This is a genomic window from Coleofasciculus chthonoplastes PCC 7420 (genome assembly GCF_000155555.1).
Lineage (GTDB): Bacteria > Cyanobacteriota > Cyanobacteriia > Cyanobacteriales > Coleofasciculaceae > Coleofasciculus > Coleofasciculus chthonoplastes_A.
This window is the reverse complement of the sequence record NZ_DS989851.1, coordinates 58353-70650: the sequence shown is the minus strand read 5'-3', so window position 1 is coordinate 70650 and position 12298 is coordinate 58353. Positions and strand designations below refer to the sequence as shown.

At 47.2% G+C, this 12298-nt stretch carries 11 protein-coding genes and 1 pseudogene; 8 read left to right on the top strand and 4 right to left on the bottom strand.

The features are described from left to right. Positions 1–35: 35 nt before the first annotated feature. Positions 36–437 (top strand): annotated as a pseudogene (locus tag MC7420_RS16225) (SDR family NAD(P)-dependent oxidoreductase); the annotation flags it as partial. 255 nt (positions 438–692) lie between these two features. Here the strand turns inward: MC7420_RS16225 and MC7420_RS35270 are convergent. After that, positions 693–1631, bottom strand: coding sequence for a hypothetical protein (locus tag MC7420_RS35270; RefSeq protein WP_006101770.1), 939 nt, complete (start codon positions 1629–1631; stop codon positions 693–695). Positions 1632–1999: 368 nt separating this feature from the next. Here MC7420_RS35270 and MC7420_RS16215 point away from each other — a divergent pair, with 368 nt between their 5' ends. The 7 genes from MC7420_RS16215 to MC7420_RS16180 all read left to right on the top strand — a co-directional run bounded on the left by MC7420_RS16215 (position 2000) and on the right by MC7420_RS16180 (position 9546). Beyond that, positions 2000–2695 (top strand): aldehyde oxygenase (deformylating), encoded by a 696-nt coding sequence (locus MC7420_RS16215; RefSeq protein WP_044207762.1) that lies wholly within the window; start codon positions 2000–2002, stop codon positions 2693–2695. A gap of 284 nt (positions 2696–2979) precedes the next feature. After that, a complete protein-coding gene (locus tag MC7420_RS16210) occupies positions 2980–4002 on the top strand; it encodes a long-chain acyl-[acyl-carrier-protein] reductase (RefSeq protein ID WP_006101798.1) in 1023 nt (340 codons plus the stop codon). Positions 4003–4021: 19 nt separating this feature from the next. Beyond that, a complete protein-coding gene (gene accA / locus MC7420_RS16205; RefSeq protein WP_006101627.1) occupies positions 4022–4999 on the top strand; it encodes an acetyl-CoA carboxylase carboxyl transferase subunit alpha in 978 nt (325 codons plus the stop codon). A 588-nt stretch (positions 5000–5587) separates the two neighbouring features. Beyond that, positions 5588–6313, top strand: coding sequence for an SDR family oxidoreductase (locus MC7420_RS16200; RefSeq protein WP_006101684.1), 726 nt, complete (start codon positions 5588–5590; stop codon positions 6311–6313). 58 nt (positions 6314–6371) lie between these two features. Further along, positions 6372–7088, top strand: a complete 717-nt coding sequence (gene folE / locus MC7420_RS16195; RefSeq protein ID WP_044207658.1) for a GTP cyclohydrolase I FolE — start codon at positions 6372–6374, stop codon at positions 7086–7088. 513 nt (positions 7089–7601) lie between these two features. Beyond that, positions 7602–8768, top strand: coding sequence for a pyridoxal phosphate-dependent aminotransferase (locus tag MC7420_RS16185; protein ID WP_044207654.1), 1167 nt, complete (start codon positions 7602–7604; stop codon positions 8766–8768). A gap of 460 nt (positions 8769–9228) precedes the next feature. Next, positions 9229–9546, top strand: coding sequence for a slr1957 family protein (locus MC7420_RS16180; RefSeq protein ID WP_006101608.1), 318 nt, complete (start codon positions 9229–9231; stop codon positions 9544–9546). 19 nt (positions 9547–9565) lie between these two features. Here MC7420_RS16180 and MC7420_RS16175 read toward each other — a convergent pair whose 3' ends face one another. The 3 genes from MC7420_RS16175 to MC7420_RS16165 form a co-directional block, all read right to left on the bottom strand. Then, positions 9566–10063, bottom strand: a complete 498-nt coding sequence (locus MC7420_RS16175; protein WP_006101851.1) for an orange carotenoid protein N-terminal domain-containing protein — start codon at positions 10061–10063, stop codon at positions 9566–9568. Positions 10064–10587: 524 nt separating this feature from the next. Beyond that, on the bottom strand, positions 10588–11640 hold the full coding sequence (locus MC7420_RS16170) for a DMT family transporter (protein WP_006101637.1): 1053 nt from the start codon (positions 11638–11640) through the stop codon (positions 10588–10590). 267 nt (positions 11641–11907) lie between these two features. Then, positions 11908–12294, bottom strand: a complete 387-nt coding sequence (locus MC7420_RS16165) for a hypothetical protein (RefSeq protein ID WP_006101809.1) — start codon at positions 12292–12294, stop codon at positions 11908–11910. Positions 12295–12298 lie beyond the last annotated feature (4 nt).

Below are 12298 nucleotides of genomic sequence, written 5' to 3'. Positions count from 1 at the left end.
GAGTTAATTTTGATGTTCACAGTTATCGAAAAATTATGAGCTATTCTCCCTATTTACTTCAAGGTCAAAAAGCCCTCGTCACAGGCGGAAGTTCTGGGATTGGCGCAGGTGTAGTGCGTCAGTTAGCCAAAGCGGGTGCCACTGTTGCGATCAATTATCATTCCCATGGCGAAGCGGCTGAAAAAATTGTCGAGGATATTAAATCTGCCCATGGGGAAGCGATAGCTATTCAAGCGGATGTCAGCCAAGAAGCAGATGTCAAGGCGATGTTCTCTAAAGTCTTGAACGAATTTGGCACAATTGATATCTTGGTCAACAATTCGGGTATCCAAAAAGATTCACCCTTCCTCGATATGAGTTTAAAGGATTGGAACCTAGTTCTTAGCGTAAATTTAACGGGTCAATTTCTATGCGCTCGCGAAGCCGCCAAAGAATTTTGGCTCTCCCGGATTTAGGGTGATAATAAAAGCTTATAAATTCAGCCAAAGTCCCACGGTGTAATGCTTGTAGGTTGGGTTGACAAAGGAAACCCAACCAATAAAGCTATTAAGCTAGGTTTTCTTCAAATCAAGCCAATCGCCACACACATAAGGAAAATTTATCACCTTATGTACGGGAGAGCCGTTCTATGAACCCTCTGCGTTACTTCAACTTGAAGCACAAAAAACTACATACTTGATCAGCAGCAAACCCTAATTCGTATTGGATTGATACATTTGGCGATATTTATCAACAACTGAGGCAATAGCTTTGACTCGTCGCAATTGATCTTTGTAGACACAATCCCATTCAGTAATAGGTAGGTTTTCTCTGGCACAGATGCCTAAGAGTCCTGTGGCTTTGTTAGACCCTGTTTCTAAATCCAACTCGTTATTGACATTGAGGTAAAAGGATGCTGTTCTTGCCCATGCTAGGGCATCAATTCCCTTTAACCCGCCTTTTTTGGCGATGGCGAGGGCGTGGGGAAAGTGGCGAGAATGGATAGGCATTGCCTGATTATATAAATCTGCTACATTGAGTAACGCCTCTAAATCCCGTTCTGGGTCGATACCCGCTGCATTTAAATCAACTAGATGAGTGGGGAGTCGCGATCGCGATCGCTCTAAACACAGTTGTTCGGCTAAGGTAATATCTCCCTTACTGCGTCCTTGATCACTACAGGGTCCATAATTTGTGACCACATCTCCCCAGGATAAGTTACCTGGATCAGTATGTCCAAAGTAGAACCGGGTTTGCTGAACATAGAGATTACCATTTTCAATAAACAGGCGATAATTCCCCTCAGCTACCCCAATAGCCACCATCCCTAAAGAGGTTGGTGCAGCAAACAGAGGCTGATAGGTGCTGAGGCTTTGCTTGAGATCGAATGGACGCGAAAGAACCGGAAGAGATTTCTGGGATACCTCCGAGGCGGGAGGGGATTTGGGTAAAGTTAGCAAGGGTAACGGTTGCGGGGGTAACGTTACAGCTTGAGTCTTACCCGGTGCGATCGCGGCTTCTGAGTTCAGGTGACGAGTATTGGGTTCCAAGAAGACGGTTCGCCCTAATATACCAAAGAATAAGGCAGATCCAGCAGCGGTTCCTACTAATCCTAGCCCTGCGACGCGAGATAACCAGACCCAATCAAACATGGATAAGCAAGTAAGAGATGAATAAGCATTCGACTCCACATTCTAGCGTTTCGTTCCGTCGTGATGGGGAGCAGGGGAAGCTGGGGGAGCTGGGGGAGCAGGGGAAGCAGAGGGAGCAAAGCACAAATGACGAAGCCCAAATCTGTAGCGATTTAGACATTTATCTTCGTTTAATCCTATGCTTTTAATAAGTGAATACTGATGATTGAGGGGAGAATTTGCTGCCTCAGGCACTATTGGGCAATACCTCTCACCATATATCATTGATGGGTTAAGTTTGATATAGCGGTTTTGAGCCAACGGTCTAGGATTAGGTTCAAAGCTTTTTTGAAACACGTCTACTCATGCAAACAGGAGAAAATCTACTGATGCAGCAGCTTACAGTCAGTCAAGAGCTAGATTTCAACAGTGAAACATACAAGGACGCCTATAGCCGCATCAACGCGATCGTGATCGAAGGGGAACAAGAAGCTCATCAGAACTACATCCAACTGGCTGAACTGCTACCCGACCAAAAGGATGAGCTAACCAGCCTAGCAAAGATGGAAAACCGCCATAAGAAGGGGTTTCAAGCCTGTGGTCGAAACTTGAGTGTCACAGCGGATATGGAGTTTGCCAAGGAGTATTTCAGCGATTTACACCAAAACTTCCAAACCGCCGCCGCCTCAGGGAATATCGTCACCTGCTTGCTGATCCAATCGCTGATTATTGAATGTTTCGCGATCGCGGCGTATAACATTTACATTCCCGTCGCTGATCCCTTTGCCCGAAAAATCACCGAAGGTGTAGTCAAAGACGAGTACATGCACCTGAATTTTGGCGAAGAGTGGCTCAAGGAGAACTTTGAAGCCTCGAAAACCGAACTCGAACAAGCCAATAAGCAAAACTTGCCCCTGGTTTGGCGGATGCTCAACCAAGTTGAGAAGGATGCTCATATCCTGGGAATGGAAAAAGATGCTCTCGTAGAAGACTTCATGATCGCCTACGGTGAAGCCCTCAGCAACATCGGCTTTACCACCCGTGACATCATGCGGATGTCCGCCTACGGATTGACAGCAGCCTAACTCAACCTAGATGTAATCGTCGAATGTAGAGACGCGCCATGGCGCGTCTCTACACCTCAGTCAGGGCGGGTTTAGTCACATCCGGGTGAGGCAAGAAACGATAGTAGTGAAACCCGCCCCTACAAACATCACGCGCCATGCCCTCAAGCAAAGCGAAGGGTCAAAACTTAAACCATCACCCCCATCTCCCCAATATTCCTGATAATATTTTTAAATGTCCTTAACAAATTCTTACCCTAATTTCCCATTTTCCCCTGATTAACAGCCTTACCAGCGAGCAGTAAATGTTTGGTCTTATCGGTCACCTCACCAGTTTGCAACACGCCCAAGCCGTCGCCAGAGATCTAGGCTACCCAGAATATGCTGACCAAGGGTTAGATTTTTGGTGCAGCGCCCCTCCCCAAATCGTGGACACCATTAAGGTGACTAGCCTAACCGGGGAGACGATAGAAGGACGCTATGTGGAATCATGCTTTTTGCCAGAGATGCTAGCCACGCGCCGGATTAAAGCCGCTATCCGTAAAGTTCTCAACGCGATGGCTCATGCTCAAAAAAACGGCATTGAAATTACCGCATTAGGTGGCTTTTCGTCAATTATTTTTGAAGAATTCCACTTATATGAGAAAAGCCAGGTTCGCAATATCAAGTTAGAGTTTGAGCGCTTTACCACAGGTAACACCCACACGGCATATATCATAAGCGCCCAAGTCGAACAAGGGGCGCAAAAGCTGGGGATTGACCTGTCAAAAGCTACTGTGGCTGTTTGTGGAGCAACCGGCGATATTGGTAGTGCCGTTTGTCGTTGGCTCAATACCCGCACCGATGTCGCCGAGATTCTCTTAACCGCCCGTAACCAGGAACGATTGCAAGCCTTACAAGATCAATTAGGGCGCGGCAAGATCATGGGATTGGAGGAGGCGCTACCCCAAGCGGATATTATTGTCTGGGTGGCGAGTATGTCCAAGGGCATTGACATTGATGCCTCGCTGCTAAAGAAGCCCTGTCTGCTGATTGATGGGGGGTATCCCAAGAATTTAGCCACTAAGTTACAACATCCCGACATTTATGTTCTCAATGGAGGCATTGTCGAGCATTCATTGGATATCGACTGGAAAATTATGCAAATCGTGGAAATGAAAGATCCAGGGCGTCAGCTATTTGCCTGCTTCGCCGAGTCGATGCTCTTAGAATTTGAAAAATGGTATACCAACTTTTCCTGGGGACGGAATCAGATTACGGTAGAAAAGATGGACAAAATTGGACAGGTGTCAATTAAACATGGATTTAGACCGCTGCTGAACGTTTAAGGGATAAAACGACTGACCCATGACCACTGCAAACCGGATTTTTCTGCTGGACTTTGAGAAGCCCCTGTATGAATTAGAGACCCGAATTAACCAAATTCGCGAACTCGCCCAGGAAAACAATGTCGATGTCTCTGACCAAATTCGCCAGTTAGAAGCACGGGCGGTACAACTACGTCAAGAAATTTTTAGTAGTTTATCGCCAGCCCAACGGCTTCAGTTAGCCCGTCATCCCCGGCGTCCGAGTACGCTGGATTATATTCAGGCGATTAGTGATGAATGGATGGAATTACACGGCGATCGCGGCGGCTATGATGATCCAGCATTAGTCGGTGGGATTGGGCGCTTAGGGGGACGCCCGGTGGTGATGTTAGGGCATCAAAAAGGACGGGATACCAAAGATAATGTGGCGCGGAACTTTGGCATGGCGTCGCCCGGTGGTTACCGTAAGGCGATGCGGCTGATGGAACATGCGAATCGCTTCGGGATGCCGATTTTAACGTTTATTGATACACCGGGGGCTTGGGCAGGTGTTGATGCGGAAAAATTAGGTCAAGGGGAAGCGATCGCCTATAATCTGCGGGAAATGTTTCGCCTGGATGTGCCGATTATCTGTACGGTGATTGGCGAAGGCGGATCGGGTGGTGCGTTGGGGATTGGCGTGGGCGATCGCATTCTCATGCTCGAACAAGCGGTTTATACGGTTGCCACTCCCGAAGCCTGTGCCGCGATTCTCTGGAAAGATGCCGCTAAAGCCCCCCAAGCCGCCACTGCGCTGCGGATAACCGCCTGGGATCTCAAAGATTTAGGAATTTTGGATCAATTAGTGCCTGAACCCTTAGGCAGCGCTCATTCTGATCCCTTAACCGCTGCGGCAACGCTTAAAGCCGCCCTCCTGCAAAATCTGGAAGATTTATCTCGGTTGAGTCCCAAGGAACGTCGGGAGTTACGCTATCAGAAGTTTCGCCATATTGGGGTTTTTACTGAGCTACATGCTTGAAAATGGTTTGAGCGTTACAATAATTAAGGGGAATTTGGCATCCAACTGAAGTAAGAAGGATAAAAGCTGAATTATCCTTCCGACTTCTGCCCTTTTGTCAATGGAACCCAGATAGTCGTATAATTAGATTTGTAACAATTCTTCACAACTTAGCGTCAGGACGTTAATCCATCAGCAAGTCAACCCTAGCTTGATCCAAGTGTCACCCTAGCCATTCGGGATTAACTGTCAAACTTTATTGTTTGTCCGACAAAGAAGCTCGGAGAACGTTGGTTGTGTTCGATATTGTCTATAGGCGGCTGTCGTTGAATCAATTAGTCAGATTACAACAATTTGCTGCTGATCATAGCAGTTGGCGATCGCTTGAGGTATACGATTATCCTGCTTAATCTTCCTTGTCCCAATTGGGGATAAATATAGATCAAAAACAGGAAAATTGTTGTATCCAGGACTTTTTAGTGAGAATGTAGCCGCAGGAAATGATTGGCTGTTGCTTTAATTCAAATGTTTGTTGGCGGACTCTTTCCTCCCCTAATACCCTTATGAGTTAATCGGGGAACCCTTGCCGCATCTGAGTTGGAAAATTTTATGACGTCTTCCGTTAAAAAACGTGCCTTGATTACTGGCGCAAGTAGTGGTATTGGCAAAGCTACGGCTTTAGCCTTTGCCAAAGCCGGAATTGATCTGGCATTAGTCAGTCGTTCCCAAGACAAATTAGAGGCAGTAGCCACCGCCGCCCGAGACGCTGGAGTCAATGCTCAATCCTATCACCTGGATCTGAGTCAACTCGATCAGGTCAAAACCAAGATCGAAGCGATCGCGGCGGAATTTGCCTCCCTGGATATTTTGGTCAACAATGCGGGTATGGGCTATACCGGGACGCTGACGGAAACCCCCTTAGCGGACTGGCAGCAGGTAATGGATCTCAATCTTACCAGTGTATGGCAATGCATTCTTGGTGTTTTACCCACCATGCGTCAGCAGCAACACGGCACAATTATTAACGTGGCATCCATTGCGGGTCAACAACCCTTTCCCGGTTGGGGTGCCTACAACGTTAGCAAAGCCGGGTTGATTGCCCTATCCAAAACCCTAACGGCTGAAGAACGCGACAATGGTATTCGGGTGGTGACGGTATGTCCAGGGGCAGTGAATACGCCAATCTGGGATACAGACACCGTAAAAGCCAACTTGAATCGGTCAGCCATGTTAACCCCCGAAATTGTTGCCCAATCTCTTTTGCACGTCGCCTTAATCCCCCAAGCGGCTGTTATCGATTTCCTGACTCTAATGCCCAGTGCCGGAACTCTCTAGAACGGCACCATCCGACCGTCCCATTCAACCTTGTCAAGATTATCAATACTACCTAACTATGACTATTGCGTCCTCCAATGGTTTGAATCGCTCTGACTCTATGACACCCGTGACTCGTAACACCTCCAGCACTCAAGTTGAACCCCGACCCGATCGCAATACCCAGAATGGTCAAGAAGCTAAGTTACAAATTCCTGGGGAAGCCTCAACTGAAGACATGATGGACGCGGTGCGGACGCTACTTTTAGGCGTTGGCGAAGATCCTGAACGTGAGGGATTACTGAAAACCCCAAAACGAGTCGCGGAAGCCATGCGCTTCTTGACGGGTGGCTACAATCAGTCCCTGGAAGAATTAGTAAATGGGGCGATTTTTGATGAAGGTCACAACGAAATGGTGTTAGTACGGGATATTAACTTCTTTAGCCTGTGTGAACACCACATGCTGCCATTTATGGGACGGGCGCACGTTGCTTATATTCCCAACCAGAAAGTTGTGGGACTAAGTAAGTTAGCGCGTGTTGTGGAAATGTATGCACGGCGGCTACAAGTTCAGGAACGCCTAACCCGTCAGATTGCCGAAGCCATTCAAACTATTTTAGAACCCCAGGGAGTGGCTGTAGTCATGGAAGCCACTCACATGTGTATGGTGATGCGAGGGGTACAAAAACCCGGTTCCTGGACAGTAACTAGCGCTATGGTGGGTGTGTTCCAAGAGGAACAGAAAACTCGTGAAGAGTTCCTCAATTTGATTCGCCATCAACCCAGTTTTATGTAGTTCAGGGTGGATAGTTTCACGGGATTTGGAAAACCTCTCTCCAAACCTCTCTCCTACAAGGAGAGAGGCTTTGAATTCTCCCCCTTCCGTCCCCCTTTAGCTCCCCCTCCCGTCCCCCTATTTGATCCCCCTTCCGTCCCCCTTTAGATCCCCCTCCCGTCCCCCTATTTGATCCCCCTTCCGTCCCCCTTAAAAAGGGGGAAGCCAGCGGATGCTTCGCTTTTTGTTCCATGGGGGAAACCAGATGTTGCTTCGCTTTTTGTTCCATGGGGGAAGCCAGAGGATGCTTCGCTTTTTTGGCACGGGGAAGCCAAAGGATGCTTCGCTTTTGATTCCATGGGGGAGACTAAAGGATGCGAGAGCTTTTTTTGCGTGGGGAGAACCATAGATTATTCAAAGTCCCCCTTTTTAAGGGGGATTTAGGGGGATCTAAAGGGTAAGTGAAGTTTTGAGATTAAATTGACTCAAGAACCAACGACGTGCGCCCTTAATTGATTTGATTATCAGTCGCCGATGTCTACCTTAACGTCTCGCATGGAAGCGGTTCAGTCACCTGTGATTCCCATCGTTGGGGAACTGATTCGCCGTCATCCCGGTACGATTTCCTTGGGACAGGGTGTTGTGTATTACCCTCCCCCACCAGAGGCGATCGCACGATTGCCGGAATTTCTGGCTGATCCTGATAACCACAAGTACAAGGCGGTTCAGGGAATTGCACCGTTACTATCTACTATTGCCGCTAAACTGCACACAGATAACCGGATTACTCTCAACCAACACAACTGTATCGTCGTCACCGCAGGGGCAAATATGGCGTTTATGAATGCTATTCTCGCCATTACCTCTCCCGGAGACGAGATTATTATTCAAACGCCTTACTATTTCAACCACGAAATGGCTATTACCATGGCGAGTTGTCATCCGGTACTTGTGGCAACGGATCAGAATTATCAACTGCGTCCTCAGGCGATCGCCAACGCCATCACGGAGAAAACCAAAGCCGTGGTGACGATTTCACCGAATAATCCTACCGGGGCGGTTTACTCTAAAGCCGCGTTACAGGCGGTAAATGAACTCTGTCGGGAACGGGGAATTTATCACATTAGTGATGAAGCGTATGAGTATTTTACCTATAACGGCGTCAAACACGTTTCCCCTGCGGCTTTTCCCCAGAGTCACTCCCATACGATTTCCCTGTATTCCCTATCTAAAACGTATGGGTTTGCCAGTTGGCGTATCGGCTACATGGTAATTCCCCAGCATCTGCTGGCGGCGGTAAAAAAAATTCAGGATACAATTCTGATTTGTCCTCCGGTTGTCTCCCAGTATGTCGCCTTAGCCGCCTTACAGATGGGAATGAGTTATACCCAGCCGCACATTCAGGCGATCGCGACGGTGCGACAGTTGATATTAGAGGCGTTACAGCGATTGGATGGGTTGTGTGCGATCGCCCCCGCCGACGGCGCGTTTTACTTTTGGCTTAAAGTTAATACCTCAGTCAACCCAGTCGAGTTAGTCGAACGCTTAATTCGCGATCATCGCGTCGCCGTGTTACCCGGTACAACCTTTGGTATGGAAGAGGGCTGTTATTTGCGAATTGCTTATGGGGCGCTACAAAAAGAAACAGTCGCCGAGGGTATTGAACGCTTAGTGCAAGGATTACAAACCATTTTGTCCTGAGACACCAACCAACCCCCTCATTGACAAACAACGAAGGCTGAAAGGGTGACAAGCCGTCTTACACCTTTGAAAATGAGGCTTTGAGCGATAAATATCTCCAAAGATGAAGTCTTATTGACATCCTGATTGACAGATGAAGTCCTGATTGACAGATGAAGACCACCAGATGAGGTATGGGATTAGCGAAGCGTTGCGCAGGGGGTATGGGGGAGGCGCTCGTCCCCCATTGGGGGGTCTGGGGGGCTAGTCCCCCAGAAAAAACTGCTATCTCTGACCCTATCTGTGACAAGAAGAAATGGGCTAAAAGCTGGATGGCTCAACACTTCAGCTAGCTTGTCACCCCGTAAGCCAATGACCAATAACGAATTAGGTATTTATTCCTCTTTTAGTCTGGAAAAAGATTTGCTAATGTTATTGAGGCTGTAAAGCAGACTAATTTAACATATTTTAACAAAATCCGATGCAACATTACTGTGAAGCTTGGTTAAACGAATGGTGCTACGAAAACGGCTGGACTGACTTATATATTGAGCGCAATAACTATTGGGCGTTCCCACCGGGCGCTGTAATTCCAGAACCACTACCGACGGACGCCTTGAAATGGATTAAAGCGGAAAAAGGCTGGAGTGGCGAAGAAAAATGGTGGTCAATTGGGGCAATGTTGGTTACTGTTGTTGCCGCTATTTTGACCGTTTATTTCCAGTCGCCTATGCCTTTGGGTGTAGCCTTTGCCTTTGCTGCTGTAACAGTTGGGCTATTAGAAGTTGAACTTGAATAGATACCCAACCGCCAAATTCCTAAGCGGCTAAAGGGGCAACACCCATCTGGTCAATGATCTCATTGAATAGGGAAATTTGCTCATTCAGATCTAATAACGCGATCATTCTCAACAGGGTTGTAGCTGAGGAAGAAAGCGAAGAAGCGATTGCCACTGGACTCACTTCACCTGTGGACATCCAATCAAATAGCTGAGTCCAAAACGCCAGTTTGGTTTTCAACGTGAATAGTCCGTATTGACGACTGATGGGGCTATCTGTCTCCTGTAATAAGTCCTGCATCGCCGCTAACTGTTCAGTAGCAGGCATTTGCTTGATCCGATGCAGCAACCCTTGGGTCAAAAATAGCCGTGCCGCACCCGCAGGTGTTGGCGCTAGAGAACAACCTAGGTTTTGGTACATTCCCCAAAGCAGCCCTAACTGATCCTCAACAGACAGGCGCTGGAAGTCGTTAAACGCCTGGTTAACGGCTGGCTTGAGTTCAAGAGTTGCGGTGGGCAGTTGGTTGGTAATGAACATCATGCACGAAGTAGGGCAGCAATTAGTTAACAATTGTTCAAAGTAGTTATTCTAATTGTAATAAAACTTAAACGGCAACTCTACGTCAATTGGGATTTAAACCAGGTATTACGACTTGACAAACGTTCAGAGATAGCCGTAAAACCGCTGTAGTAGCGGCATAGAGGGCTGGAGAGAGCATTTCCCAGGTATCGATTTAAATTCCTGATTATTCCTATAGCCTAAATGTAAGACGGATGGTACTGACTTAAGCTGGTTTCGTAGTAGGCACTTTAGTGCCAGAAGCGCTAAAGCGCTGACTACAAACTCTAAAGTCAGTGCCATTCAAGTTAAGACGAATGGTACTGACTGGTATGCTGGTGGGCAGTGCCCACCCTACGGTATATCCTATCCGACTAAATCCGGGTTAACTACCCCCCTGATAACCCAGTCCGCGCAGGCGGACGCAAGTTTGTGTAGCAGCGATTTCAATCGCCGTGGCAAAAGGGGATGATATGAACCTCAAATAGTCCATAACTGGTGGTTCAAACCCCTTTAAAGCCCACCTCTGTATCCGCTTCCTTATCGGAATTCCCAGGTGGCAGCGTAACCGTTTCCGCCATTTTGCGAAACACACCAATTTGATTGAGGACAATACCGCCAATAATCACCGCCCCACCAATATATTGCGCCATCGTAGGCACTTCCCCCAGAATAAAATAAGCCGCTAAAATTCCAGCAATGGGGCTAAAGGAACTCGCTAAGGAAACATCGGCTGCACCCGTTATCTTTAACCCCCGAAACCAACAGAGTTGACCCCCGACGACAATCACCATGCCGTAAATCAACATCCATCGCCAGAGAAAGGGCGAAAACACATCCATAAAATGATTGGGTTCAAACAGCATCAAGACAACGACAAAGAACACTAACGTTGCCATTGCCATGCGATAGATGCTGAAAATAGCCAAGGGAATCTGGCGTAACTTTACCTTACTAATAATCGTGGACAAGGCTAACGCCACAGCACCACCTGCGGCAAATAATTCCCCTCTGCCAATCTGGAATCTTCCCATATTCACCATATCCGTGGCGGGAGTCTGAAGTAATACAGTCAGAGAAACGCCAATGAACGAAACCACCGCACCCGCTATCACCCACTTATTTACCCGTTCTCCTAGCAATAGTATGGATAATGCCAGAATCAGGGGCGGTTCAATGCGACCAATCAAGACCACATTATTGACCATGGTCAAATCCAGTGCCATAAATGTTAAAGCCGGAGCTAATGCCCCGGACAGTATTGCCACCCCCGTCAATCCTAGCCAATCTGTCCAGGAGAGACGTTTTAAGGATTCAACATTCCACTGCTTGCCATAGATGAAGATCAGGGCGATTAAGGCACAAAGATTTCCTGCAAACAGAACATTGCAGAACGAGATAGGATTTCTGCCATCAATTAGATTTTGATCTCCCAAATTTGTTAACATCCGGATTACCGCATTGGCTGATGCGAAAATCACAATCGCAATCAACAGATAAGCGCGTCCGGGAATTCGATTGAATACATTAGCCGGGTTCGCTGTTCGTCTGGACATCAGGTGAAGGGAGACTCCTCAAGTGACTCAGCCAAAACCGACATGATTTGGCGTTGGCGACTATTGTATCATCCAACGTTTTCATCGTACTCTTACACTCCAGATCCCCGACTTCTTTGTTGAAATCCTGCTTACCTAAATGAATGGGATTCAGAAGTCGGGGATCTACCGGAATGTTTAGCAGACAAAAATTATGTCTAGGTACTTCGTGTAAGTATTCAATCCGACATAATATTAAGTCCTGTGCTGTATCCTGATCTCAACGCCTTAATAGCCGAACCAACGATAGACTTTTTTGTTGGAACTCATCGCTGCATTAGCAGAACGGTTATCTTCTGACGCCGGGGAAGGTAACGTTTTTTTTGTCTGCGTTTCCAGTAGAGCAATAATAATCTGATGAATCAGTTGTTCGACCATCATTCGCTCTTCTATGGAGGAGTAAAAGCGTCTAGGGTTTTTGGGGAGTTTTTCAGATTCGTACAGGATAGTATAAGATTGATCCGGAATTTGACTTAATACCTGATTTATGAGCTGGTTAAATAATTCTGCCTGAGCAAAAGCCTCTTGATAAGGAGTCTCTGGATAAGTTGCCAAGATATCTTTGACTTCTTGAATGACAAGGAGACAGGTTAGATTGATAATTTTCTGCGACATGATC